Source organism: Nostoc sp. UHCC 0302, from assembly GCF_038096175.1.
Taxonomy (GTDB): Bacteria; Cyanobacteriota; Cyanobacteriia; order Cyanobacteriales; family Nostocaceae; genus UHCC-0302.
Genome location: NZ_CP151101.1, coordinates 332,298 through 358,430, shown reverse-complemented (window position 1 = coordinate 358,430; position 26,133 = coordinate 332,298). Strand labels below are relative to the sequence as shown.

The following is a 26,133-nucleotide window of genomic DNA, read 5'->3' as shown; positions in this document are numbered from 1 at the left end:
AGGGGAAACTCAAGAAGCAGAGTCTACGGCCGAATGGCACGCTTGAAAAGGTAAATGGTCGAGGCAGCTTTCTTGAGCAGGGGGAGCAGGGGAAGAAGAGAAGCTCTTGAAGCAGGGGAGGAGGGGAGGAAAATTGAAGGCATTTTTTAATTCTTCTTCCATTTCCTCCCCTGCTCCCCTGCTCCCCCTGCTTCCCCATCCTCCACTGCCTCAAGAACCCCTCTGCAATCCATACACTGCTTACTTCTAGGCTTAACAAGCGTGCCATTCGTATACGGTCTTTGGGATTTTAGTCACCAAACAACCACTGCTCCCGGAGTACTTGCCTGCTTATAGCCTAACTAACATCTAATGCTCTTCGAGTTTGCGGCCCAACTATGCCATCTACAAGTAGACCATTTCTTACTTGAAAACTACGAACTTGGCGCTCGGTTTCTGGGCCATAATATCCATCAACTGTAACGTTCCCTAAAGCTTTTTGAAGTTGGGAAACAGATGTCCCTTGTGAGCCATTACGAAGAAAAATCCTACTGCTAACGTTAATGCGAGAACTACGACGATAAACCCGTGGAGGACTAGCGTTAATCCACTTGCTATAGGCGTAAGTGCCATCTGCAAGTGTAGCAAACCCGTTACTAGACGCTCCCCTGACAACACCTGGGAGGCTTGAACCATAAGGAGCGCATCTAATCACTTGTGAATTCAAACTCGGCCCTGTACGGATATTAAGACATCTGCCGTTTGTACTGACATAGTTCATTGCTGAGGCTATCTGAATTTGGCTAACAGCAGTTACCAATACGCTAACACCAGCTAAAGCTAACCAGACAGAAGATTTCAGGAGGTTTTTCCAATTGAATTGAAATTTCGGGAGATGATTTTTGGTGTTTCTGCTTACCTGCTGATTGGGAATAACTGTATTAAAAGATTTAAAAATTCCTTTCCAATTAAATTTAATTTTTGGAAGAGATTCCATCTTTTTGGTTGTCTCTTCATGAGCCATATACATATAAGAGTAAGCAAGACTTTCCATAATACACTCCTAAATATCAATGCAGAATTTGGAATATTAAAATAATTGCAGAAACGTTTTTTTTCAGCAGTACCTTTGAGCGTACTATTTCATAGTACAGATTTTTGACTCCAGAGTTTCTATTGCTACCCTATCCTCTGTAGATTTTACACCATTTACTCTTTCATCGTCCAAAGGGCTATAGGGTGAATAATAAGTGGCGGGTTTGAATCCCCCATTCATTGATTCAGACGAATGGATTCTATATTAAATGTCTATCTCATTTATTCAAAGATAAGCAAGCCGTGTCAGAATGTTGAATAGTTGGTCTTTAAAGTGAGCAAGATCATGGCTGTTAACTCTGATTCTGCTTGGGATTTATCGGTTAATAACCGCAACGGTCAACTTGCTCTGGTTGTTGAGGTCAAGAGTAAACTTAATGCATCGCCAGAGTGGGCGGCCTCGTTGCGACGTAATATCTTTGCACATGGAACTTTTCCAATAGCACCATATTTTCTGATGGTCTTTCCAGATCGGTTTTACTTATGGACAAATGCTGAAGTTCAATTGGAGCAGAGCGAAGCAGACTATGCTGTTGATGCACATTCCATTCTTCAGCCCTACTTAGAACGGGCAGGAGTGACGGCTGAGCAAATCAGTGGGGAAAGCCTTGAATTAATTATTGCATCCTGGTTAGGAAAAATTATTTATTCTCAATCTCCTGAACATATAGATGAATCTGAACGCTGGTTAATTGATTCAGGATTATATGCTGCTATAGCTGGAGGCAAGTTTGATTATAAGGCGGTTGCGTGAATATTTATGTTGAAACCAACTTTCCAGTAAACCAAAAAGTTTTCTCAAAAGGGCGAACCATTAGGGATACAGCAGATATCACCAATGAATGAATACTGAGAAATAGGTATCAAATAATACGTAAGCTATAAAAAATAATTATCATATTTTGCAGTAGTTCAAAATGTGAAATGATCAAAGTAGTGTGTCGTATATTGGCTCTTGAAATTGACTGTTTCATCTCATCGAATTGCCAAGAAGAGCGAGTCTCCAGAAGAACCGATTTTAACAGACTCAAAAACTCTTGATGAAGTGATTGAGTGTTTAGTAGAAAATTTTTCGATTGAAACTCAAGGGGTATGTGATCAACAAACTTTATTTGAGATTCTCACAAAAGCAGCCAGCAGTGGAGATAGTATTGAGAACACAGCTAAACTATTAAAAAATGTTCCTACAGCCAACGATATTAGATACCACCTCAATAAAATCAATAATTTTGAAGAAATAGAGGCGCAAATAAATCAATCACTGAAAAGCCGGATTCCTTTAGGATTAAAGAAAGGTTGTTTAAAAGTAGCGATTGATTTAAATCTAATTTGTTATTATGGTAAGCCAACATTAGAGGAATTACCTTACATATATCGAAGTCAAGCTAAATCTGGTACTCATTCATTTTACGCTTATGCCACTTTATATGTTATTACCAATAATAAGCGTGTAACTCTTGCGGTTAGAGGAGTTCGCAAACTAGATACTAGTGTAGCGATCATTACTTATTTATTGGCAGAACTTGAATCTCTTAAAATAGATATAAAAAAGCTATACCTAGATAGAGGCTTTTTTAATACTCCTGTAATCCGATGGTTGCAGGCATTAGATATTCCATTTATGATGCCTGCTGTTAAGACAGGAAAAAAAGGAGGAATCAAACAATTTCTAAAGGGTAAAAAAAGCTATAAAACTACCTATACAATTACAAGAAGTGAAGATGATTCAGTCACATTTGACTTATGGATTGTTTGCAAATATAGAAAAGGGAAGCGTAAAAAGTATGGGATTCAATACTTTGCTTACGTGACTTACAAAATCAAAACTAATTTAGATTATATCTATCAAGATTATCGCAAAAGATTTGGAATTGAAACTAGCTATCGACTCAAGAATATTTGTCGAATTAGAACAAATAATAAAAATCCTGTCTTAAGATTACTATTTATTGGTATTTCCTTTCTTCTAGTTAATATTTGGGTAAATTTGCTTTGGACTAGAATCAGTCGTAAAAGGAAAGGAAGTCGATTAATTTATCGCACACTTTTTACACTTAAACAGATGTTAGCCTTTTTATCTCAAGCCCTACAGCGTAAATATCAAGTAGTTGAAAGCATCTATCTTCCATCAGGTTAGTAATGATAATTTCTCTCCCAACTAATCATAACTAATCATAATCTATACTATGTCTGTTGGTTAGAAAATTGTGTATCAAAAAATGCAAGGATTTTAGCGATCGCTCTTTAGAGAAAACCTTTTTGGTTTACTGCATAGAGGTGTTTTTTGAAGGCTTGCATCCCGATGATCGCTCTCGTCTTGAGGAAATTGTTCAAGAAGCACTTAACCCAGCATCTGGTGGTGCTTATGACACGGAGTATCGCACGATTGGCATCTTTGATCAAGTTGAACGCTGGCTGAGGGCGAAAGGAAAAGCCTACTTTGATGCTGATGGAAAACCGTTACGCTTTATTGGTACAGTGCTAAATATTACAGGGCAAAAAGAAGTCGAAGTACAATTAATTCATGATGCTTTTCACGATTCACTTACCCGATTGCCAAACCGTGCCTTATTTGTCAAAAAGTTGGAGCAGGCAATAGAGCAAGCAAAGCTAGATTCTAACTACAGATATGCTGTGCTGTTCGTAGATGTAGATCGCTTTAAAGTTATCAACGATAGTCTGGGTCATTTGATGGGGGATAAGTTACTAATAGCGGTGGCACACAGATTAAAAAGTTGCTTACGTCCAGCAGATACAGTTGCTCGCTTAGGTGGAGATGAGTTCACTATCCTACTAAATGATATCCAAGACTTAGACGATATTATCAATGTAATTGAACAAATCAACGCACATTTGGCAGAAACTTTTAATTTGGATGGACAGGAAGTATTTACTAGTGCAAGTATCGGTATCGCTTTAGGCACAAGCTCTTACAATCAGCCAGAAGAATTGATCCGTGACGCAGACATTGCTATGTACCGTGCTAAAAAACTAGGCAAAGCACGCTACGAGATATTTTATTCTAGTATGTACGCTCAAGCCGCCGAGTTATTACAGTTAGAAATGGATTTACGACGAGCCATTGAACGCCAGGAATTTCAACTTTACTATCAACCAATCGTCTCGCTAGAAACTTATCAAATTATTGGCTTTGAAGCTCTTGTACGTTGGCAACATTCAGAAGTAGGATTTATTGCTCCAGATAAGTTTATTCCGCTAGCAGAAGAAACTGGATTGATTGTACCAATTGGTTATTGGGTGTTACGTGAAGCTTGTCATCAAATGCACTCTTGGCAATTGCAATATCCAAATAACCCACCTTTAACTATCAGTGTCAATATTTCTAGCCGACAGTTTTCCGACGCTAATCTGATTGAGCAAATTAACCTGATTCTGCAAGATACTGGTCTAGCAAACAACAGTTTAAAGTTAGAGATTACTGAAACTGTACTGATGGAAAATTCTGATTCTGCCACTGCGATGCTTTGGCAATTACAACAGATGAACATTCAGTTACATCTAGATGATTTTGGCATCGGTTACTCATCATTGAGTTACCTGCACCGTTTCCCTTCTAGCGCATTGAAGATAGATCGTTCATTTGTCTCCAACATTGGTACTGATGCAGATAACTGGGCAATTGTTGGAGCGATTATTTCTCTTGCAGACTCTCTAAATATCGATGTTATTGCCGAGGGTGTGGAAACAATCGAACAACTAAAGCAACTTCGAATCAAACAATGCCAACACGCACAGGGATACTTCTTCTCACCCCCACTTGATAGCTTCTCGGTTGAGCAATTAATTTCATCTAGCTTACACCTTAACTTAAATCCACACCCTTTAAGTTTGTCTACTTCTAACTTGCACGTTTTATAAACCTCATAGAGTATGGCTTTGAGGATGATCATAAAAATGTGCAAGTAATGACAAATGTTTGAGTAACTTCTAGGAAGATATTAAGCTCAAAAAAGTTACCACTGAGTATTGGTGGCAATTAATGCTGTCGCAGCTAAACTGTCCAACGGTTGGGAGAAAAAATATCCTTGGGCAGATTCACATTTCAACTTTCTCAAAAGTGCTAGTTGCTGTTGTGTCTCCACACCTTCTATACTGGGCAAAAAACCAAGTTTGTTTGCCAACGTAATGATGATTTCACAAACCTCTAAATTTCTGCTGCTTGCATTCATTGAGGTAATAAAAGAGCGATCAATTTTCAATATATCAATCGGAAAGCTAGAAAGACGACTTAATGAAGAGTAGCCGATCCCAAAATCATCAATTGATAATGCAATGCCCATCTGCTTGAGTTTTAAGAGGTGAACAGAAGGAATATAATCGAGAACTGAATCGATTAAGAATTGTTGTCGAACACGTTAATGGTCGTCTAAAGATTTTCAATATTTTATCTAACCAATATCGTAATCGTCATCGCAGATTTGGATTAAGGTCTAATCTGATTGTCGGAATCTACAATCATGAATTAGCTTTAAAAGCTTAAATAATTGTTGAATTAGTTTGCTGTATCAACTTTCTCCATAGTAGTCAATGGAGCGTTTTTTTTGTAGCGATCATAATCGACAGTATTGTAATCCAACCTAATAAAAAAGCTGGCTGTGATTTAAGCAACTTTTTTATTAGGTTGAAATAAAAAACGCTAAGGCTTAAAAACAGTAGGGGGCACCGGGTTTCCAGCAGCCTGCTAGTAAAACTTTTTTCTTATCTACAGCATTTCTATTTTGAAATTGAGTTTGTTTAATGCTGTAATTAATTTTCAGCGCATTGCTACCTAATGTATTGTGCTTTTTTATCGCTGTGTTTAAGGTAGGTGCATTCAGATTATTCTCTAGAGTCACATCCGGATTGATTGTGGCAATAGCAGAGTTTCCAGACAAAACTATTGCACCAACGATTGCAACTCCTAATTTACCCAAATTCCAAACATCCATAATGTATTCCGCCTTTTTTACCAATTCTGAATACTGTACAAATAATATGCAATCAACTCTAACTTGTCGTCCCCTAAAAGTTGAAATTTTTACTCAATAGAATGATTGATAAATCATTCCAACTTTAGTTGGAATTTGGATTTACACAACCAATCCAGTAAATCATTCAATCATTTGCCCAGGCTTTCAGAACTTGGGCATTATTTTGACCATTAAAGCCCATTAAATCGTTCAAGTTAGTTTGTACGTTTTAATCGTTTATATCTTGTAATGGACTTGCTAGATAGCGCTAATAGAATAGATTGAACGATTGAACCTATGTACTGGTTTTAAAAGAGTGAATGGTTTGAGTGATTGAATCGAGTAAAACCAATACTTTTTGGTTAAGAATTAAGCAGTGTTGATAATGGAAAAATTGAGTGGCTGACGTTGAGTACCAGTGCCACGATGAATAGGTTTCTTAGACGGAAATTTAGAACGAGTTTTTTTGACTCAGCGAGGATTACTTCTGTGCTGCCGAGGCGGAATTTTCTCAATCCTTTATCTCCATGACCAAAAAAGGGAGTTGTAATGTGCGCCCCCGTGTTTCGTGCTGCTCTAACCGCTGCTCCACTATTTGGGCAATAATTTCGAGTTCCTGCAACATCTGGCCGACATCGTTTAAGTCCTGTGCGAATGAGGTTTCTGCACCGAATGGCACTAAGTTAAGCGTAAACCCCTTATATAACTGGATGAGAGGGTGTGGGGTGTGGGGTTGCAGGTTTGGGAAATCAAGAAAATGTTGAACTCCTTGACGCAACTAAAGTTTAATTGTCTTAAACACCACACCCTACACCCTACACCCAACAAGATAGCCAAGCGCGAGATTTCACGTTTTCAAGCGTGACATTCGTTTCTGCACCAACGGACTTACGAACCCGATTCGCCCTTGCGGGCTTCATAACTGGCTGCTGTAACCACACCTCGCTGATTCGGGCTGCCACCAACTACTAACGGTTTGCCTTGGTAGCTAGGGTTGTCCCGTTGTTCTACTGATGCGTAGAAGGCGTCCATATCAACGTGAACTATTTTTCTAGCCTGCATTGTTGTTGAAGTATTACCATTTCTACCAAGCGGCGGGAACGACTATAATCTCTGGTAAATTTGTGATTCGCTCTGAATATTTGAGAAACTTATCACCATAATAGTACACTAGCACTAGCGCGAGTTTTGGGCTTTCATCCGCTTTTTCATTGAGAAAGCTTTTGTAACATTTTGTCGTCACGTTGCCAACGCACGGTATGAGAGGGAGCAAGAGGATGACCATTGGTGTTTGGGTTCTCGGAGATCAACTTTGGTCACAGCAGTCAGCACTGCAAAGTTGCTTGCAACAAAAGCAACAGACTTCCGTAATTTTTATTGAATCTCTAACCCATGCAGGGCAACTTCCTTATCACTTGCAAAAACTGGTATTGGTCTGGTCAGCCATGCGTCACTTCGCGGACGAATTGCGCTCGCTCGGCTGGGCAGTAACATACGCTCAAAGCCAAGACTTCAACACGCCTTTACTTCAATGGATTGAGCAATACCAAATTACCGAACTGCGGGTGATGACTCCAACAGATCGCCCTTTTGCTGTGTTGATTCAAAACCTAAAATTGACAATTCAAGTCACTTTTACACCCAATAATCGCTTCATCTGGAGTGACCAACAGTTCCAACAATGGGCCAGTGGTCGCAAACGTTTAATCATGGAAGACTTTTATCGTCAGGGACGGCAACGGTTCAACATTCTAATGTCCGGCAACCAGCCTGTTGGCGGTCGATGGAACTTTGACAAGCAAAATCGCAAACCACCAAAGGGCAAACTCACCTTACCCGAAGCTTTATGGTTTGAACCAGACTCAATCACACAAGATGTTATTGACTTCATTAAGCAATCTGAGGCATTCCAGGACAATCGCTCTTACTGGCAATTAGAACCATTTCGCTGGGGTGTAACCCGACAGCAAGCACTACTTGTACTGAAGTTTTTTATCGAAACACGTTTGTCTTCATTTGGGCCATATCAGGATGCAATGGTGACAGGCGAACAGACAATGTGGCACGCGATGCTTTCTCCTTATCTCAACATTGGATTGCTGCATCCTTTAGAAGTTGTGATTGCAGCGCAACAAGCTTATTACAACAGCAGCAACTGGGAGTTGAGCAGCGTTGAAGGCTTTATCCGTCAGGTACTTGGTTGGCGAGAGTATATGCACGGTGTCTATGTTTACTTACAACAGGATTACCAAGAAAGTAACTGGTTTAACCACACTCATCCACTGCCTGCTTTTTATTGGACTGGCAATACACAGATGAATTGTCTGCACCAAATTCTAACTCAGGTTAAACAGATAGGTTATGCTCACCATATTCAACGCTTAATGGTACTGAACAACTTCGCTTTAATTGCAGGTATCTCCCCCCAAGAACTTGAAGACTGGTTTCATGCCGCTTTTATTGATGGCTACGATTGGGTAATGCAAACCAACGTCATTGGCATGGGGCAGTTTGCTGACGGTGGAATGATCGCTTCTAAACCTTATGCTGCTTCTGCTAACTACATCAACAACATGAGCGACTACTGTAAGAATTGTATTTACAATCCCCGCGAGCGCACTACTGAAAATGCCTGTCCTTTCAACTTTTTTTATTGGGATTTTCTTGCTCGTCATTATGACAAACTCAAAAACCAACCACGCATGACTCAAATTTTGCGTAATCTAGAACGTATTTCACCATCAGAACTCCAGACAATTCGCACCTTAGCCTCAAATTGGCACGCTACGCAAGCAGCAACCGTTTAGCCAATCGTGTAAAGGAATATCCGCAGTTATTCCAGGCAGACGAAGCAAGAGGATCGCTAACGGTCAACAAGGCTGCTAGCCGAATGGCACGCTTGAAAAGCGCAAATCCATAATCTGGCTGGCTTTCTCACGGCTGAACCCCTAAATCAGTACAATATAGTGCTATAAATTAATTTAACTTCGAATTACGAATTATTTTAATAAGTCCAGTTTTGCTTGGTCTGTAAGCTATAGGTTCCATCTTTCACATTCACCCGCTCAGGAATCAGATTTAAATCTCTAAATATATTTGCCTGATGCTGTAAAGCATCGAGCGATTGGTCGTCAATCGGAATGATGGCGCGTTCGCCACTATGTTTCTGTAAAATTTCTAGAATGGATGGATCGATTTCATGGTGTTCTGCCAATCTTTGAACAGCTTCTAATTCCTGTCTCTTAGCCCAAGTTCCAGCTTCGTTTACCTCTTCTAAAATCACCTTGAGTAAGTCGGGATAGTCGCGTACCAGTTCTGGAATCGCGTAGTAATAGGTGGGAACTTCCACGGAGGCTCTATCACCAAATATACTCTCTAGGTCTGTAATTGATCGCCCTGGATAAGCGCTTCGGGCCTGAGTAGCTGTGTAGGGAACCCAAATCGCCCAAGCATCGATTTCACCCCGGCGGAATCGGGGTAGCGCCTCCGGTTGTGTCAGATAAACTGGCTCGATGTCACTAAAATCTAGTCCGACTTTTGCCAGCGCTCGCACAAGTATATAATGTGCGCTTGAGCCTTTGTCAAAAGCGATCTTTTTACCCTTCAGGTCGGCAAGCTTCTGAATCGGCGAATCTTCCGGTACCAGAATCGCTTGACCTTTGGGAGCGGTATATTTTTCCTTAGCCACCCGCACAAATACATGATCTGCCGCTTGAGAGAAGATGCTAGCCGTGCCGCCGCCGCCGCAAAAGTCAATTGTCCCGTTGCTAAGTGCTTCTATCAGAGAAGAGGCTGATAAAAAGCTTGTCCAGGTGACAATCAGTCCAAATGGTCGCAAACGTGTCTCCAGCAAGCCTTGAGTCCGGAGAACTTCCAGATTTGTCATCCCCTCTGGATAGCCAATTTTGAGTTGCTTGAGCCGCCGCGCTTGCTCTGCTAATGGCGTGTTGCTTGATTGAGCAGAACGCTGAGAAAACCAACGATCCAAAACTACACAGAAAATTATCCCCCCCATGAACAGTCCCACAGTTTCCAGTAACTGGATTATGGAGCTTTTGGATAGTTGGAACTGATTACCAGATTCAGAAGCAGCAACAGCATAACCATCAAAAACTAGAGGCAAGACCAAAATCGAGACAAGTCCGATGGAAAATCGAATTGCAAACCTGTAAGTAGCCGATCTACGAGTCGCACATCTGAACGACCGTAAGATATTTTGACCTGTGCATTTAGGCAGAAGGTCAATCAAACGGCTAATCATAATGACTCCTTTGATAAATTATCTGATGCAAATTGCCGGATGAATTGGAGATGGGGAATAAAGTCAAAGCACCACTTGATATATGTAACTACCAAACTTGCTCGCTCGTTACACCCAATATGCGATACTCACATTATCATATCGATATTGTGTGGATTTTCTACAAACTTTGAGCGATCGCTAGTTTTGGTCATCAGATAGGTGTTGAGTGAGGAATGTTGATGGATTGGTTAATTGCAACAATTAAAATTGGGCTAGCTACGGCTGTGGCAACAACATTTGATGACAATATTTATCTAACGGCCTTCTTCAGTGAGGTCAATCGGACTTTTCGTCCTCAACATGTTGTAGTTGGTGAGATTCTAGGTTTCACGGCATTAGTAATAGTAAGTTTACTTGGTTTCTTACTGGGTCTAGTAATTCCATCAACTTGGACTGGTTTACTGGGGATTCTACCGATACTCATTGGCTTGAACAATTTGCTTAACCTGAATAAGGATGACTCAGCTCAAGATAAGTCAGCTAATCTGAAAAGAAACTCTAAATTTCGAGGATTTGATTCCAGAAAGCGATCACTCTGGGACGTAATCCGCGATCCGCAAACCTATCGCGTCTCCTCAGTAACAATTGCCAATGGCGGTAACAATCTTGGCATCTATATCCCCCTGTTTGCCACTAGCTCAATCCAAAATCTCACTGTGATCGTACCAGTTTGCTATTTCATTGTTTTTTGCTGGCTGTTTATGTCCTATAATCTGACTCGTCTACCTGGTATCGCTTTGATACTCAGCCGTTATGCTAGCAAGATTTTCCCCTTCATTCTGATGTGGCTGGGTTTCAGAATTTTGGTTGACAGCGAATCTTATCGTATTTTTCTCCCGAACACTTGACAGGTAAACGTTATTAGTTATCAGTTTGGTGAGATTCTCAAGGCTAAAGTCAATAGAGCTTAACTCGTGCATTTTCAGTTACGTTTTAGGCTAAAAGTTGCGAGGCTTCTATGTATATCTGCAAGCTTACTGGCAGTTTTCTGTAGCAAAAATGTAATAAGCCAGCCCAAACCCGTAATCAAATGCCCAGCCGTCTCCAAGGGAGACGAAGGCAGCGAACGATGAAAGCCCTAAAAAGCGAAATCTACCTCCCCGTTTTACAAGGCGGTTGTTTACATCAAAACTTACTACGTCTTTACCATCACTGTACTTAATCAACAGTATATTTAGCAGTTGTCAACTTGCTAATGGTACTTCCTATTAAAAGTATCATTAACATAAACTTTATTTAGAGTAAAATCAGTTTATTTATTTATACCAAAATTGTTGGTAATAAATACTACAGCAGTCATTCATACCCAACAAAGATTACCAATTACTTTTACTTGACACTAAATTGCTCAAGTCGTCACAAACCAGGTAAACAACATTAATCAATGAACTGTAATATTTCCAGTACAAACTTGAATAGCCAAAACTACCCTTTCCATTACCTGTCTCCCAAAATTAAATATACACTGATGGCACTTTTAGAATTGGCAAGCCACTACGAGAAAAAAGTTCCTCTGGCTGTGAGGGAGATTATTTCTATGCAACCTATACCTGAAAGATATCTGGAGCATATTTTGCTTACACTGCGGTGTGGTGGTCTGGTATACAGTCAACGTGGCCCAAAAGGAGGCTTTGTTTTAGCTCGCAATCCAGAGCAGATTACCGTCAGGGAAATTATCACCTCACTAGAAAGTGAGTCTCAACATACAGAAATCTTTGATGCTCCCACTTTAGAAAGAAATCTAGTTTACGAAATTTGCGAGCAAGCCGAAGCAACATTTATGCAGGTTTTAGACAGTTATACTCTCCAAGACTTATACCAAAAAAAACAGGCTCGTGAGCAGCAAAACCCCATGTATTATATCTAGCCAGTAGTCAAAGTTATGTGGATAACTAAAATGGTGGACTTACTGCCACTCCTGCAATTGAAGGGCTTGAATTACACCATCACCAAAAATTTAGTTGTCAATCCTGTTTTTGAATAAAGAACGAAGCTGTGAGAATGTGTATTAGTATTTACGAAACAGTCAGAACTGGGCAGTGTGTCTCAAGTAAAGTTTATGAAGCAATCTTTAGAATTGCAGTATAAAGCAGCACGAATACTTCAGTTCATTTGTCCCTAAAAGTTTTTTGCGACACAACCGTTTCAACCAGATAGAAAATTAACTTGCACTACTTATTGTTAGAAAAGCTAATAATTAGAGTATGATACTATGTGTGATTTGCTCTACACACTCTTTGTAAATATCATGCAAACTCAGACAAAGCAGCATTGAGCATTGATTAGTCACAAACAAATCAGCGATAACTAAGTTATCGCTACCGTTAACGCAATTCAATAGACAAAAAAGCAGATAAGCAAAACACGCCAGTATAGTAGCTCATTGTCGAAGATGACATTAATGACGAATTACTAGCAGAAATGCAGGCGGATAGGTTTTCGCCTGTAGAAGCCGTTCACGGTAACAAGGTATGAAGCTGAGTGGAAAATAGGAGGAAAAGGAATTGCTAACAGAAAATGAACTACAACTAACTGCTGATGTGCTGGTAATTGGTGGTGGCCCCGCCGCTGCCTGGGCAGCATGGGCAGCCGCATCCCAAGGTGTTAAAGTCATCATTGCTGATAAAGGTTTTCTGGGTACAAGTGGTGCAGCTGCAGCTAGTGGTAATGGCGTCATGGCTCCTTCTCCAGAGAATTGGGACAAAGTTGCATCGGAGCGTTATCGCGCAGGAAAAGACCTCGCTAACTTACGTTGGATTGAGCGTGTCATCGAAAAAACTTGGCTCAGTTTGCCCTTAGTAGAAAAATGGGGCTATCGTTTTCCCAAAGAAAATGGGGAATCTGTGCGTCAGAGTTATTATGGCCCGGAATATATGCGGGTAATGCGGAAAAACTTGTTGCGTTCTGGAGTGCAGATTCTTGACCAAAGTCCCGCTCTAGAGCTTTTATTGGCTGAAGATGGTTCTGTGGCTGGGGCAAGAGGTATACAGCGACAATATCGTCGTTTTTATACAGTTCGTGCGGGTGCAGTTGTTTTAGCCAATGGCGGTTGTGCATTCTTGAGTAAAGCATTAGGTTGCAATACTAATACAGGTGATGGAATGCTAATGGCAGTAGAAGCTGGCGGTGAACTCTCCAGCATGGAAGCTTCTAATCACTATGCAATCTCAACTGCTTTTAATGCCACAGTAACACGGGGTGTTCCCTTTGGCTGGGCTAGTTACACCGATGAAGCAGGTAATGAGCTAGGCGGCTATATTAATGGTCGTCGCGATCCTGCGTTCCTTCCAAATGCTTTGATGAAAGGGTCTGTTTATGCTCGTTTAGATCGAGCCACACCGGAAGTCAAAGCAGTAATTGAAAAGTCTCATTTCATCGCTTTTCTACCTTATAAAAAAGCTAGTATTGATCCCTATACAGAAAGAGTACCTGTGACATTGATTTTAGAAGGGACAGTCCGAGGTACAGGTGGAATTCGGATTATCGATGATAGTTGTGCTACAAAAGTGCCTGGACTTTATGCGGCTGGTGATGCGGCATCGCGGGAATTTTTAGCTGGTTTAGCTTCTGGGGGTGGTGGCCCTAATGCTGCTTGGGCAATCTCTACAGGGCAATGGGCAGGAGAAGGGGCGGCTAAGTTTGCCAAGGGTTTGGGCGCACGTCCAAATGAAAGGATTGCACGTGCATCTGGTCAGATGGGAATGGGTAGCGCGAGGCACTCTTCCACTTCTGATACTTTCGATCATGAGGCAATCGTGCGCGGTGTTCAAGCCCAAATGTTCCCATTGGAAAAGAACTACTTGCGTTCGGAACAGAAACTTCTTGATTCCCTCGCTAAATTAGAAACTTTATGGCAACAGGCACAAGGTCATCCGAAACAGGATAATGTACGCGATATAGAATTTTCTCGTCGTGCGGCTGCTCTGACTGCTGTTGCCAGATGGGCATATTTTAGTGCTTTACATCGCACGGAAACCCGCAGCGAACACATTCGTGTGGACTATCCTCATACCGATCCCAATCAGCGGTATTATCAAGCCACAGGCGGCTTAGATAAGCTGTGGGTAAGACGTGATTGGATAACGGATGCGCCTGTTACATCACCATTACAAACTACTCCATCCACACCCGCCATATCAAAGTTGTAACCAGAATAAAATCATGATTGAGCTTGTCAGCCATAAACTCTGTATTAATTGCAATCTGTGCGTTCAAGTTTGTCCGACTAATGTCTTTGATGCAATTCCAAACCAACCACCCGTAATTGCTCGCAAGGAAGACTGTCAAACTTGTTTCATGTGTGAGGCATATTGTCCAGTGGATGCGCTTTATGTTGCACCGCAATCTCATACTGAGATTGCAGTCGATGAGGATGATTTGATTGAAAGTGGCATCATGGGTGAGTATCGCCGGATATTGGGTTGGGGATATGGCAGAAAAAACAACAGTGAATTAGATACGGCTCATAAACTACGCCAACTACCGCGCCCTTATCAAAGTTAATTTCATGCGAGTGAAGAAGCGATCGCAATTTCTCTTCAGTTTTGAAGAATGCGATCGCTAATATTTGCCTTAAAATTCAAATATAGGATTAGATATGAAAAACGTTTTACTCTCAATACCGTAGCTGATTTACGAGAGTTCAACTGGATCTTCAAACTATTGGCTCCCTATGGGTCAAACATAGTTAAGAACGTTTTGAGTCTTCTGTACAAAGTCGCATTTGAGAGAATGTAGATAAAGATTATGCTAAATTTAGTGATGCTGTGGAATAGCGATTAAACTACACTTGGAAAAAGTACTCGGAACTGATTTTTAAAATTGACGCCCCCGTGGGTCATATCAGAGCTGCACCATTTTTCAAGTCAGGCTTAGCTATTAGTTGGGCTGCAACTCTTGTGCCAAAGCTTGCCCAATGTTAGACATTAATTGCTACTCTAGGATTTATCACTAAGAAAATTCATGATGTTGGGTTTACTGTTGATTAAATGATGTGCAGCAATACCAAGATTTTGATGATGTGGTATCAAATAATAAGTTTTAATCGGTAGACAAATATGGAAAATAACCAACAATACCATATGTCAAAAGATGAATTTCGTCATTGGGGATATCAAACTATTGATTGGATAGCTAATTATTTAGAAACAGTAGAGCAACTGCCTGTTTTATCTCAAGTTGAACCTGGAGATATTAGAGCCAAACTACCAGAAACAGCCCCACTAAAAGGGGAGTCTTTTGCAGACATTTTACAAGATTTAGATAAAATCATCGTACCAGGATTGACTAATTGGCAGTCTCCTAACTTTTTTGCTTTCTTTCCTACAGGTATTTCTGCACCATCAATTTTAGGAGAATTAGTCAGTGCAGGGCTTGGAGTTCAGGGAATGTTGTGGGCAACTTCTCCAGCTTGTACTGAGTTAGAAACTCATGTTTTAGACTGGTTAATAGATATGTTAGAACTTCCCTGTCAGTTTAAATCTTCCTCCACAGGAGGAGGAGTAATCCAAGACTCAGCCAGTAGTGCTTCACTAGTTGCTCTGATCGCAGCAAGAGTTCAGTCTTCATCAGATATTAATCAACTGGTTGTCTACACTTCTACTCAAGCACACTCTTCTATTGAGAAAGCCGCCAAAATCGCCGGAATTAAGCCAGAAAATGTCCACTTAATTGAGGTTGATGCTGATTATAAAATGTGTCCACAATTACTACAACAGCAGATTGCTACAGATATTCAATCTGGGTTAATCCCTTTTTATATTGCTGCTACTGTGGGAACAACCTCATCTCATGCCATAGATCCATTAACACAAATAGGCGCGATCGCTCAAGCACATAATATTTGGCTCCATGTTGATGGTGCTATGAGCGGTACAGCAGCTATATGCCCTGAGTATCGCTGGATTCACCAAGGATTAGAACTAGCAAACAGCTATTGTTTTAATCCTCATAAATGGATGCTGACTAATTTTGATTGTACGTGTTTTTATGTCAAAGACCGAACTCAACTAATTCAGGCACTATCGATCATGCCTGAATTTCTCAAAAATCAAGCCACCACATCGGGTAAAGTCATTGACTATCGAGACTGGCAGATTTCTTTAGGACGCAGATTTAGAAGTCTCAAACTCTGGTTTGTAATTCGCCACTATGGTATAGAAGGCTTACAGTATTATATAAGGAAGCATATCGCCCTAGCACAAGAATTTGCTGAATCTGTAAAATCTCATCCTCGCTTTGAGCTAGTTGTTAATCCCCCGTTAAATTTAGTATGTTTTCGCCACAAATTTAGTGATGAAATTAACCAAGAAATTCTTAACAATATCAACTCTTCAGGTCAAATCTATCTCACTTCCACCAAGCTGGGACAAAAATTAACTTTAAGAATGTCAATTGGACAAGCAACCACAGAGCAAACACACGTACAACAGGCTTGGCAATTAATTTGTCAAACTGCTAATCACATCGAAAATAATTAACTCATTTTTGAGACCTTTAAAGCAAAAGCAACGTCAGCAGGTTGAAATGGGCTAGGCTCCTTGTAGAAGAGGGATTAATAACTATTTTTGAATCTTCTAGACAGTACCCCAATCGCGGCGATTCTAAGTTAAGACGATAGTATTTCAAAGTCAAGCTGAATTGTTGACTTAAATTTATCTAGAACACTTACAAATTATTTTGATGCTTGAAGATAGAAAAATTCCCTTGCTAATTTGCTCTACAGAATCAGAAAAGCTTTATTTCGAGGTGTCTATTTCACTTTTTGAAAAAGTTTCCGTGTGGAATCCTGAATTATCAGCACATCCACCTTTATCGATGAACGATGCAATTTCTATTGCTAGGGCTGAAGCTTACCGAAAGCGACCTCAATTTGAGTCTTATGCTTGCACGGCTGCTTCGATTCAATCTCTGCAACCTTATCTAAAGCCATTTTTATGGTTTTGGCATATTGCCTTCGCCCCTGTCAGTGGTGAATATATTGGCTATTTAGACCGTAGCGAGGTTGTTTTGCTCCTAGATGGTACAGTAATAGAACCAAGAGTTGTTGAGAATTTAAATTAGTTCCTGTTTTTTGAGATTATCCTGCCTTACCACCTATACACTTAGAGCTTGTGGCCCAACTATGCCATCTACAAGTAGACCATTACTTGCTTGAAAACTACGAACTTGGCGCTCGGTTTCTGGGCCATAATATCCATCAACTATAACGTTGCTTAAAGCTTTTTGAACTTGTGAGGCAGATGTCCCTTGTGAGCCATCACGAAGAAAAATCCTACTGCTAACACCAAGGCACTAACTTTGATATGCCCTGATATTATTGATGAACTCAATCGATTCAAATGCCGGATGAACCCGCGATTTGATCAGGGTTATAATTTTATCCAATCGCAACTGCTAATGGGAGCATCCTCACCATGATTGCCTTCGCTGCCTGTTAACCCAAACATCCGCTCTTTTAGGATTGGGTCAAGCTCTTTCCACAAAGCGATCACTTTAAGGCGTTATCGCCCTTCGGGTGACCCTAATGGTACATCAAGTTGGGATAATCTGTTTGAGTCACAGATATTTTCACCCCTGACATCATGCCAGCGCCTTTAAAAGTTGACCTCTCACCAAAAGAAGATCAAGCCCTACTGACACTCACTCAAGCAAAAGGTATACCACCAAGAACTCAAAGTCGCGCCACTGCTCTACGCTTGTCAGCACGTGGATGGACAGTACTAAAAATCGCACAATACTTAAAATGGCATCCACAGACTGTACGCGACACAATTCATCGCTGGCATTGGGGCAAACTGGGTAGTTTGTGGGATTGTTCGCGTCCTGGTCGCCGTCGCCGATGGTATAACCCAAATATAATGTCTCTGCTTTGCCTCAAAACATCTTTATTTAGCTATCAACTTATTTTTCTTTTATTTTCTTACATCTATTTAATCCTATTTCTCCAAAGTCATGGCGTTTCTACGACTCTAGCCGTAAAAATTTACAGGCAGTACAAGGACGAAGCAGGAGCGAAAGTCACTCTTGACCCCTACCAGTTAGGCGAAGATATCTACGGCATTAGTTTTCTCACTGCTGACAAGATTGCTCAGAGTTTGGGAGTCTTGCCAGACAGTGAATTGCGTTACCGTGCTGGATTAATTCATGTTCTGGGGTCAGCTGCTGTTAATGGTCATTGCTATTTACCTCAACCAGAACTAATTGAGCGAGCCATTAAACTGCTGAGTACATCAGACCATGAACCCACAGAGAATGTAATAACTGACATTATCAAAAACATGGCACTCTCCGATGACTTAATCCGAGAGAAGGGTGAAGACCAAACACTGCTGTGTTATCAACCAACTTACTTTCACGCCGAACAGAACTTTGCTCAATTAATACAAGAGCGATTAAGCCAACCACTAGCAATTGATATGCGTCGTGTCCGTGACTCGATTGAGCGCTTTACCAACATCTGCAAAATTCAGCTCTCCCCACAGCAGCGGCTGGCGGTAGAAATGGCTGCCTATTCACAGATCATGATTCTTACAGGTGGGGCTGGTTGTGGCAAAACTTTCACTACCCAAATTATAGTCTCTGTATATCAAGCAATGGGCAAATCTATCGCCCTAGCTGTACCAACTCTTCAAGTTGCTCAGAGCTTAGGTGATCTGACCGGACTCGAAGCAAAAACGATACATTATTTGCTAGAATTTGACCCACTCTTGAAGCGCTTCAAGCGCGATAGTGAAAATCCTTTACCCCAGACTGTAATTATCGTTGAGCAAGCTAGTATGCTTAACTTGTTTGAAGCTTACTCTTTGGTTAAGGCTATGGCTGCTGGCGCTCAACTATTGTTAGTGGGAGACATCCACCAGCTACCTTCAGTTGGCCCAGGACAACTACTTGCAGACTTGATTGATTCTGGTCGCGTTCCGGTGGTGCAGTTGACTCAGGTCTTTAGGCAAGCTAAAAACAACGCAATTATCACTGCTGCTCACCAAATTAACCGAGGGCAGTTTCCCACAATGGAACCAATCTCAGATAATCCTTTGTCTGACTGCTTATGGCACGGCGGCGGTCATCAGCCTGAACATGGTGTCAAAGCAATCTCCGAAATCATCACAGACTTAATTCCTCGCTTAGGTTTTAATCCGGCTACTGATGTCCAAGTCCTTTGCCCCATGTTGCGCGGTTTGATTGGCACTCGCAACCTCAATACTGTATTGCAGCAGTTGATTAATCCGCCCAGCCCCGACAAAGTAGAGATTACCATAGGCAGGAATTTGTTACGAGAAGGCGATCGCGTAATTCAACTGACCAATGACTACAACCGCTCAGTCTTCAACGGTGAATTGGGGATTATCAACAGCATTGATAACCAAGAGCAGCAGGTAATAGTGCAGTATGGTGAGCGTACTGTCGTTAGGACTTACGCTGACTTTCAGGAAATTGCCCTTGCCTGGAGCCTTACCATTCATCAAAGCCTTGGCTCACAATATCCGGTGGTGATTCTGCCTATCTATATACAGCATTATATGATGTTCTCCCGTAAACAGTTTTATACTGGGTTGACTCGTGCTAAGCAGTTAGTGATCATCGTTGGTTCCAAGAAAGCGATATCTTTGGCTATCCGCTCTACTCACGACCAACTGCGATATACGCGATTACAGGAGCGCTTAGAAAATGCCTTATCAATTTTTTGATATAAATAAACTTACTGCGTTACATAATACCGCTGGTCTTTATCGTTATACTCCCAACCTAATCCACTGGGGTCTTTCGATTTACTCCAGCTAATAAATTCACCTATACTTTTCGAGTTACTGCGTACTTTCTTTAAGGTTTCGATATCTACGTTCAACCTGGAAGCTAATTCAACTTCTGTATGTATTAGTTGCTTCGGCTTTGCTGTCGAGCCAGGGCGATAGTATGATTGCCGTTTTGAACCTTGCGTATTGATATAAGTCGCCAACTGGTTATACGCTGTCTCTAGTTTTTGTATGCGTTCGCTTAAAGTCGAAACTTGTTGCTCTAACTGTTTCACATCAGGGTTTTCTTGCTGCGATTGTTGCTGACTCGGATTAATGCCATAAGCATCATCAAGGCTATCAATTTCACTAATTAACGACTGCAATCCCTGAAGAATAGCACCTGTATGACCATCTCGGTGTAATCTCGATAGTTCTCTCACCGCTGATATCAAAGCAACTGGAACCCGAATCATTTTGCTTTTTAGCGGCTTTGTATCTTCCTTCTCCGGCTTTTTTGGCATAAGGATATCAGCGACGATATCAATATTTTAGGGGCTAATGGAAAACATTCGTTTTTGAGTCTTTGGAGTCTTTGGATTCTTTGTAAGGAAAACCGCAGTAGGGACAGAAACGGAATTTTAAAGACGTAATTGGTTCATTGCATTGAGCGCAACTGTTACGTAATCCCGTACCGCACAGAAAACAAAACTTAGAGCGCGGCAACAACCATATGTCTTCTGGCGGAGTACCAGCTTGCCAACACTGGGGGCAAAATTTTAGAACATCTGACGTGACGACAGCAACACCGCGGACAACAGCATCGAGGTACTCCGGTGGAACTTGCAATGCAACCGCTAGCCCACGCTGGCTTTTGCTATTAAGTTTAGTCGTCATCCCTCGTTCAATCTTACCCAAACTTTGGAGGTGAATACCTGCCTTTAGCGCTAAATCATTTTGACTTAGCGAAAGGCTTGTGCGTATTCTTTTTACGTATAGAGCCAGCGTTTCTTGGGGTTTGGGGGTGTTGTCCATACTTTTAATGTGTACTAAAATATATAGTTATTTATTTTATTTAAGTGCGTATTTGAGATGAATTTTACTGCTTTTATTCAAATCTAGGGGTGAAACATGACAACTACATTAGCACAAATTACTACAGCTTTTCTCTCCAGACAAGGATTAGCTACAAGTACACTCAAATCTTACGAGCAAACACTACTATCTTTGCTCAAAGTACATGGAAGACTACCTATAGAACTAGTAGACCGTCAACTCCTAAAAGATTATCTCCAGAGTTTAGATGATTTAAGCTACACAACACACAATCGTCACCAAGCAATAATCAGCGCCCTGTTTAATTTTGCTGTTGAAGAAGGTTATATTCAATCGAACCCTGTCAGTCGATTAAGTCAGAGAAAACCAGAACGTCAGCGAGGAGAGCATAAAACAGACGAGATCATACGTTATTTCACACCAGCTGGCTTGGATGTCTTGTATGCAGGTGTGAAGAAGTCGAATGCAAGGTTAGAGGCGATAGTTTACTTGCTACATCGAACTGGAGCCAGAATTGGAGAATTATTATCTCTACAGTTATCAGAACTAAATTTTGAGCAACGCAAGTTTCAAGTGGTCGGTAAAGGCAACAAACAACGCTGGTGTTTTTACAGTGAAGATGCAGAGAATGCTTTACAAGACTATATTAAATATTATCGTCATAAAAATAGTACAGCATTATTCACTGCCCAGCACCCGACGACTAAAGTTGTAACCCCAGTTTCGTACAGAACAGTGAATGCAGACTGGAGGAAAGTAGTAGATCAACATGAAGAACTCAAAGAAACTCGACTGCATGACCTCCGCCATACATTTGCTACCGAACGGGTTGGTCTGATGGCGATTGAAGAGCTAAGGGCGCTGATGGGACATGAAAATATCCAAACTACCTTACGCTATCAGAAAATAACTAGTGCCAGAGCAGAATTAGTAGCGAAGACAGCCTTAAATAGTTTAGTTAGAAGTATATAAAATTTTTAAATTTAGATAGATGCGATCGCCTGCAAAATACTACTTAGGTAAATTATGACAGAGTATTGTACATACTCTGCATCAAAGGGGTGAGGGATAATTCTGGAGTTAGCTTGTACCGCTGGAAGGATAACTTGTCCGTAATGGACACCATATGCTTCCCAAGGTTAATATATTAATCAGCAAACTGCTGTACTACTAAATATTTAGTAAAAAATCCTACACTCATTACTCAAGATAGACGACAGATTATCAGCTTTTAGATAATAATTTATATTCAAGATGTATTAATTAGCATAAAAATTAATCACTTTTAATTAGAAAGTAGAATTTACAAAATAATTAAAATTATGACTAAAAAAAATAGTAATTTCCTGCAAAAATTTACTTCATTATTAGGTTATGACCGCACCTGTTTAAGTAAGGATAAGCAATATCTCTATCATTTAGAAAATGCCAGTCTGACACTGTGCCTAGTTAATTATTTAGCCACTTGTTCTTATCTCTCTCCTAACATTGTGACAGTTATTAGTCAAATAGATGGGTGGATAATTAACATGCAAATGAAATCCACTATTGAGCCGCAACAGGAAAAAAATATTCAAGCTGTTTTCAATGAACTAGGAGTAGCTTACACCCCATCCAAATTAATAAATTCAGTGTTAATGAAATTGGAGTCAGGAGCAACGATTACTGAAGTGATGCGCCACTATGACGTTTCTATAGTTTCTCATGGGGTTCCTGAGTGCGATAAAATTGAGGTTTTCCGAACAGATGTTATAAAAGGATTGGGTTACTGTCCACAATACTTGGCTTAATCTAAAAGTAAGAATTCAGGACTCAGTCCTTCTGAAGGGGCTGCGCCTCGCTACGCTAACAGAATTTATAGGAAGTTTAGTATTAAAAGTATATTCACAAACCAATTTAATTTCTGGTTCTTCTATTATTCAGAAGGACTGAATTCTGGCTTCTGAATTATTACATCTAAAACTGCTGTATTCCGTCTATTAAATTAGCAATTTTATCTTTAAGGTAAGAATTCAGTCCTTCTGAATACATTCATCAGAATAATTAAAAAATCAGTAAAAAATTTAGTGAATAAACATACTAATCATGTATCAATACCTTGATAAATTCCTGTCTTTATTCTGTTAGCATAGCGGGGCGCAGCCCATTCAGAAGGACTGGGTATAGATGGGAGGATCTTGGTTTAGAAGGACTTTGGTCTAAACCAGGACGGGGAGGAAAATCAAGGTGGACGGAAGATGACATGGTTTTTTTAGAAGAATGTTTGGAGAAAGAACCACGTACATACAACAGCGTTCAATTAGTCCAAAAATTAGAACAAGAACGCAAGGTTAACATTGATTCCTGACAGGTTTTAGCAGGTACTAAAAAAAAGGGGATCATTTGGAAACGAACGAGGAAAGAGTACTACCATTGCCTTTCATTTTTGTTAACCTGGGAGGTTCTGACCTATATCTTCCCCAAAACTTTTTATGGATGTGCGCCGACTCATCAAGAAATCTGAAAAGTCAGTCCGCAAGAAAATATACCCAGTCCCATCACCTGCCGAAGCTACTGAGATACCGGAAATTCAAGATATTCCTGAACCAGTAATTGAACCCACTCCACCCGCATACATCGAAGTATTCCAATCCGACCACGTTAGAGAATACTATCGCCCTTTACGCTCGGTTGGTAACTCCGGTTGGCAACCGTCTGACGTGTGGCGGGATATTCGAGTGGATGATTTCTGTGAGTGAGTCAAGCAATTAAATTATACCTTTAACTCAGGTAATTAGCTCTAACAAACAGTAGAGCTATAATTTTTATTATTCCTATGCAAAATAAAAATATGTAGTAAGTTTTTATCTATATACAGCAAGCTTATTAGCGGCTTGATTCAGTAAAAGTGTAGTAAGTTCTAATGAAGATAGCCTTGAAAAAATTGGAGAAAAAGCAATTTAGTTGCTGTATAAATAGTTGCTGTTTCGTCAGGGTGTTTTAGTGCTACCTGTATAGTTGTGCCAAGCGATAAGCTCCTGCGATAGCCATTCGGCTTAAGCGAGAGCTTATCGCCTGCGATCACCTATGGTGGGCGGGTACGCCATCGCTCATCACTACTCATCTCACAATAACCTCAAATGCCGATGGAATGCTTCAACAGCATTTGCTACACCATCTTCACCCCTTATCTTCTGTCCTAACTCTTGGGCTTTCTTCTTCATCACCTCGTCGCCTAGTACAACTTCAATCGCCTCCGCCAAAGTTTCAGTAGATAATTTCTTATACGGTATTGGCGCAGGGCTGACTCCCAGGCGAGTTAACTTTTCACCCCAAATTGGTTGATCTGCAAAGAATGGTAGGGTGACCAAATAATTACTAATTCGTAATTTAAGAGGGTACAAGCTCCCACTTTCTCTTAGTAACGAGTTCAAGCTCTCACTAATTGTAATTACGAATTATTTTGACTGATGGTATTCCTGCACGTAGATGCTCAATTAATAAATCTGCTATTGAAGGGAAATAATGCAGTCAGGCGTTGCTTATATTCTCAAAACAACAACACCCAAACTCTAGTCACTTAGTTGTTTCCTCACATCCATCATTCATTCAGGGTTGTACTAATTAAACTCCACTGAGAAATCAGTTACATCGCCCTCTGTTTAACACTAGGAGGAAATATCAGCGTTCGAGTTGGGTGTTGTTAGTTGACGAGACAGATTGAAATACAACAGCGTTTTTACCTCTTAACTAATTGAACTTGGGCTGTTAAATCTGCCTATGAAGCTATAAAGCTTCAATTAATAAGTTATCACTCTTTTTAAACACGAGATTTACTTTGACACTAAACTTTACTTTTTCTACCCAAATGGCTGCCCCCATCGTTACCAGTTCTCTTTGTTGAAAGGTGAGCCCCACTTCAAAATCAAGCTCAATTCCAACTCTTGTCGTGCGCCTCGGTCAACGGGAGCATCCCACCAAAATGCCGCATCGACCGCAGTCTCAATCCCATAGCGATAGTGTAAATCTTGGTAGCTGCCGATATAGTCTTTGCAGGCGTGTATGCCCTTCCAGCGCTTAAAACTTGCTGCAAGTTTCACCCACATACAGTACAACACAAGCAGCCAAGTCAATGATGAAATAGAGACACGCTTCCCCTGGGCTGTCTGATGGCATCCTCCAAAAAGATAATGGCACAAGCTGCAGCAAGAGCGGATCAATCCGTTCTGGGTCGCAGTGCTTAGGTGCAATGTCAAATAATGCCGTCTGCTGTGGTGATTTGTTCTCTCTTACCTTCTGCTGATACTCCGAAATTTGCCTTTTCCACTTCAGCAGGGCATCAGCACTCATAGCCAACGTCTCTGTCCGACGTGCTGATGCTGGGGGTAAATCTGAGAAGAGGTCTAGCTGATTCGGTTCCAAGGTCATCACTGGGAGTTACTTTCCCAATAGATTATCGCCCAAAACTGAACTAAGTTAACTGGTTTAGGGGTACGATTACATTTTTTGGAACCGGAACAATAAACTTCTTTTTGCGCTTAACTATTTTCCACTTGATCAAGTGATTCCAATTCAGAAGCAAACATCTGAGCTTGCCTTAAAACTAGCCCGAATAAAAATAAATCCACACGCCACTGCACCATGATTAATCCGCCCCAACATTTACTTAAAGTGACTTCAATTGCATCTGAACAAAAATTATCATCTTTAATCCATCTAAAGCCTAAACGATAATTTTCATATCCTGGTAGCAGATAAAGTCTACGTTCTAATTCATCTGTAAAACTTCCATTCGTAAACCCAAATTGGTCAAGGATTTCAACTAATTTGGCAGAATTTGCATCAAACATCTCAAATAATCCTTTATTTTAATAGCTGGCTTTTTAGGGAAGCTATGATTGGCTATAATTTCAAATTAGTTTAAAAATCTTAAATATCAAACTAAAAATTTAGACGTAAATGATTTTGTTATGCTCTTTGTTGAACAGTTATTATAATCCTGAAAATTATTGAAGTT

General features: G+C 40.6%; 27 protein-coding genes and 2 pseudogenes. 16 read left to right on the top strand and 13 right to left on the bottom strand.

The window, feature by feature from the left end; genetic code table 11:
• Nucleotides 1-337 precede the first annotated feature (337 nt).
• Nucleotides 338-1,033, bottom strand: a complete 696-nt coding sequence (locus tag WKK05_RS40000; RefSeq protein ID WP_341531781.1) for a peptidoglycan-binding domain-containing protein — start codon at nucleotides 1,031-1,033, stop codon at nucleotides 338-340.
• A 327-nt stretch (nucleotides 1,034-1,360) separates the two neighbouring features.
• On the opposite strand from WKK05_RS40000, the gene WKK05_RS39995 reads away from it, so the two are divergent.
• From WKK05_RS39995 to WKK05_RS39985, 3 genes are all read left to right on the top strand, one after another.
• A complete protein-coding gene (locus WKK05_RS39995; RefSeq protein ID WP_341531471.1) occupies nucleotides 1,361-1,828 on the top strand; it encodes a hypothetical protein in 468 nt (155 codons plus the stop codon).
• Nucleotides 1,829-2,035: 207 nt separating this feature from the next.
• A complete protein-coding gene (locus tag WKK05_RS39990; protein WP_341531780.1) occupies nucleotides 2,036-3,211 on the top strand; it encodes an ISH3 family transposase in 1,176 nt (391 codons plus the stop codon).
• A 68-nt stretch (nucleotides 3,212-3,279) separates the two neighbouring features.
• Complete coding sequence (locus tag WKK05_RS39985; protein ID WP_341531779.1) at nucleotides 3,280-4,953, top strand: EAL domain-containing protein; 1,674 nt, start codon at nucleotides 3,280-3,282, stop codon at nucleotides 4,951-4,953.
• 95 nt (nucleotides 4,954-5,048) lie between these two features.
• Here the strand turns inward: WKK05_RS39985 and WKK05_RS39980 are convergent, their stop codons facing one another.
• Nucleotides 5,049-5,408 carry an EAL domain-containing protein gene (locus WKK05_RS39980; RefSeq protein ID WP_341531932.1) on the bottom strand — a complete coding sequence of 120 codons (360 nt, stop codon included), beginning with the start codon at nucleotides 5,406-5,408 and terminating at the stop codon, nucleotides 5,049-5,051.
• On the opposite strand from WKK05_RS39980, the pseudogene WKK05_RS39975 reads away from it, so the two are divergent.
• Nucleotides 5,396-5,575 (top strand): annotated as a pseudogene (locus WKK05_RS39975) (transposase family protein); the annotation flags it as partial. The gene WKK05_RS39980 and the pseudogene WKK05_RS39975 overlap by 13 nt on opposite strands.
• Before the next feature lie 163 nt (nucleotides 5,576-5,738).
• Here the strand turns inward: WKK05_RS39975 and WKK05_RS39970 are convergent.
• The 3 genes and pseudogenes from WKK05_RS39970 to WKK05_RS39960 form a co-directional block, all read right to left on the bottom strand.
• Nucleotides 5,739-6,023 carry a hypothetical protein gene (locus WKK05_RS39970; RefSeq protein WP_341531778.1) on the bottom strand — a complete coding sequence of 95 codons (285 nt, stop codon included), beginning with the start codon at nucleotides 6,021-6,023 and terminating at the stop codon, nucleotides 5,739-5,741.
• Between the two features lie 532 nt (nucleotides 6,024-6,555).
• The gene (locus WKK05_RS39965) at nucleotides 6,556-6,723 is read right to left on the bottom strand and encodes a hypothetical protein (RefSeq protein ID WP_341531931.1); all 168 of its coding nucleotides are present in this window, start codon (nucleotides 6,721-6,723) and stop codon (nucleotides 6,556-6,558) included.
• Between the two features lie 227 nt (nucleotides 6,724-6,950).
• Nucleotides 6,951-7,106 (bottom strand): annotated as a pseudogene (locus WKK05_RS39960) (DNA polymerase IV); the annotation flags it as partial.
• Nucleotides 7,107-7,321: 215 nt separating this feature from the next.
• Here WKK05_RS39960 and WKK05_RS39955 point away from each other — a divergent pair.
• Nucleotides 7,322-8,851, top strand: coding sequence for a cryptochrome/photolyase family protein (locus WKK05_RS39955; RefSeq protein WP_341531359.1), 1,530 nt, complete (start codon nucleotides 7,322-7,324; stop codon nucleotides 8,849-8,851).
• A 197-nt stretch (nucleotides 8,852-9,048) separates the two neighbouring features.
• On the opposite strand, the gene WKK05_RS39950 is transcribed toward WKK05_RS39955, so the two are convergent.
• The gene (locus WKK05_RS39950; protein ID WP_341531777.1) at nucleotides 9,049-10,305 is read right to left on the bottom strand and encodes an aliphatic sulfonate ABC transporter substrate-binding protein; all 1,257 of its coding nucleotides are present in this window, start codon (nucleotides 10,303-10,305) and stop codon (nucleotides 9,049-9,051) included.
• 221 nt (nucleotides 10,306-10,526) lie between these two features.
• Here WKK05_RS39950 and WKK05_RS39945 point away from each other — a divergent pair, with 221 nt between their 5' ends.
• A complete protein-coding gene (locus WKK05_RS39945) occupies nucleotides 10,527-11,195 on the top strand; it encodes a cadmium resistance transporter (RefSeq protein ID WP_341531776.1) in 669 nt (222 codons plus the stop codon).
• Nucleotides 11,196-11,321: 126 nt separating this feature from the next.
• On the opposite strand, the gene WKK05_RS39940 is transcribed toward WKK05_RS39945, so the two are convergent.
• Nucleotides 11,322-11,513 (bottom strand): hypothetical protein, encoded by a 192-nt coding sequence (locus WKK05_RS39940; protein WP_341531775.1) that lies wholly within the window; start codon nucleotides 11,511-11,513, stop codon nucleotides 11,322-11,324.
• 218 nt (nucleotides 11,514-11,731) lie between these two features.
• On the opposite strand from WKK05_RS39940, the gene WKK05_RS39935 reads away from it, so the two are divergent.
• The 5 genes from WKK05_RS39935 to WKK05_RS39915 all read left to right on the top strand — a co-directional run bounded on the left by WKK05_RS39935 (nucleotide 11,732) and on the right by WKK05_RS39915 (nucleotide 17,409).
• Nucleotides 11,732-12,214, top strand: coding sequence for an Rrf2 family transcriptional regulator (locus WKK05_RS39935; protein ID WP_341531774.1), 483 nt, complete (start codon nucleotides 11,732-11,734; stop codon nucleotides 12,212-12,214).
• 637 nt (nucleotides 12,215-12,851) lie between these two features.
• Nucleotides 12,852-14,495 carry an FAD-binding protein gene (locus WKK05_RS39930; RefSeq protein WP_341531773.1) on the top strand — a complete coding sequence of 548 codons (1,644 nt, stop codon included), beginning with the start codon at nucleotides 12,852-12,854 and terminating at the stop codon, nucleotides 14,493-14,495.
• A gap of 13 nt (nucleotides 14,496-14,508) precedes the next feature.
• Nucleotides 14,509-14,850 carry a ferredoxin family protein gene (locus tag WKK05_RS39925; protein ID WP_341531772.1) on the top strand — a complete coding sequence of 114 codons (342 nt, stop codon included), beginning with the start codon at nucleotides 14,509-14,511 and terminating at the stop codon, nucleotides 14,848-14,850.
• A 554-nt stretch (nucleotides 14,851-15,404) separates the two neighbouring features.
• Entirely contained in the window at nucleotides 15,405-16,826 is a 1,422-nt protein-coding gene (locus WKK05_RS39920; protein ID WP_341531771.1) for a pyridoxal-dependent decarboxylase, read from the top strand.
• Nucleotides 16,827-17,028: 202 nt separating this feature from the next.
• Entirely contained in the window at nucleotides 17,029-17,409 is a 381-nt protein-coding gene (locus WKK05_RS39915; RefSeq protein ID WP_341531770.1) for a hypothetical protein, read from the top strand.
• Nucleotides 17,410-17,442: 33 nt separating this feature from the next.
• Here WKK05_RS39915 and WKK05_RS39910 read toward each other — a convergent pair whose 3' ends face one another.
• A complete protein-coding gene (locus WKK05_RS39910) occupies nucleotides 17,443-17,619 on the bottom strand; it encodes a peptidoglycan-binding domain-containing protein (protein WP_341531930.1) in 177 nt (58 codons plus the stop codon).
• A gap of 311 nt (nucleotides 17,620-17,930) precedes the next feature.
• Between WKK05_RS39910 and WKK05_RS39905 the strand changes: the two genes are divergently transcribed.
• Nucleotides 17,931-20,036 (top strand): AAA family ATPase, encoded by a 2,106-nt coding sequence (locus WKK05_RS39905; protein WP_341531769.1) that lies wholly within the window; start codon nucleotides 17,931-17,933, stop codon nucleotides 20,034-20,036.
• A gap of 11 nt (nucleotides 20,037-20,047) precedes the next feature.
• Here the strand turns inward: WKK05_RS39905 and WKK05_RS39900 are convergent, their stop codons facing one another.
• Entirely contained in the window at nucleotides 20,048-20,605 is a 558-nt protein-coding gene (locus WKK05_RS39900; protein ID WP_341531768.1) for an Hpt domain-containing protein, read from the bottom strand.
• 34 nt (nucleotides 20,606-20,639) lie between these two features.
• Entirely contained in the window at nucleotides 20,640-21,116 is a 477-nt protein-coding gene (locus tag WKK05_RS39895) for a zinc ribbon domain-containing protein (protein WP_341531767.1), read from the bottom strand.
• A 96-nt stretch (nucleotides 21,117-21,212) separates the two neighbouring features.
• On the opposite strand from WKK05_RS39895, the gene WKK05_RS39890 reads away from it, so the two are divergent.
• From WKK05_RS39890 to WKK05_RS39875, 4 genes are all read left to right on the top strand, one after another.
• Nucleotides 21,213-22,109, top strand: a complete 897-nt coding sequence (locus WKK05_RS39890) for a tyrosine-type recombinase/integrase (protein ID WP_341531766.1) — start codon at nucleotides 21,213-21,215, stop codon at nucleotides 22,107-22,109.
• Between the two features lie 350 nt (nucleotides 22,110-22,459).
• Nucleotides 22,460-22,927, top strand: a complete 468-nt coding sequence (locus WKK05_RS39885; RefSeq protein WP_341531765.1) for a hypothetical protein — start codon at nucleotides 22,460-22,462, stop codon at nucleotides 22,925-22,927.
• 308 nt (nucleotides 22,928-23,235) lie between these two features.
• The gene (locus WKK05_RS39880; protein WP_341531764.1) at nucleotides 23,236-23,484 is read left to right on the top strand and encodes a helix-turn-helix domain-containing protein; all 249 of its coding nucleotides are present in this window, start codon (nucleotides 23,236-23,238) and stop codon (nucleotides 23,482-23,484) included.
• 124 nt (nucleotides 23,485-23,608) lie between these two features.
• Entirely contained in the window at nucleotides 23,609-23,875 is a 267-nt protein-coding gene (locus tag WKK05_RS39875) for a hypothetical protein (protein ID WP_341531763.1), read from the top strand.
• 366 nt (nucleotides 23,876-24,241) lie between these two features.
• Here the strand turns inward: WKK05_RS39875 and WKK05_RS39870 are convergent, their stop codons facing one another.
• From WKK05_RS39870 to WKK05_RS39860, 3 genes are all read right to left on the bottom strand, one after another.
• Nucleotides 24,242-24,520, bottom strand: a complete 279-nt coding sequence (locus tag WKK05_RS39870) for a hypothetical protein (protein ID WP_341531762.1) — start codon at nucleotides 24,518-24,520, stop codon at nucleotides 24,242-24,244.
• Nucleotides 24,521-25,193: 673 nt separating this feature from the next.
• Complete coding sequence (locus WKK05_RS39865) at nucleotides 25,194-25,544, bottom strand: hypothetical protein (protein ID WP_341531761.1); 351 nt, start codon at nucleotides 25,542-25,544, stop codon at nucleotides 25,194-25,196.
• A 110-nt stretch (nucleotides 25,545-25,654) separates the two neighbouring features.
• On the bottom strand, nucleotides 25,655-25,966 hold the full coding sequence (locus tag WKK05_RS39860; RefSeq protein WP_341531760.1) for a hypothetical protein: 312 nt from the start codon (nucleotides 25,964-25,966) through the stop codon (nucleotides 25,655-25,657).
• Nucleotides 25,967-26,133: the final 167 nt, after the last annotated feature.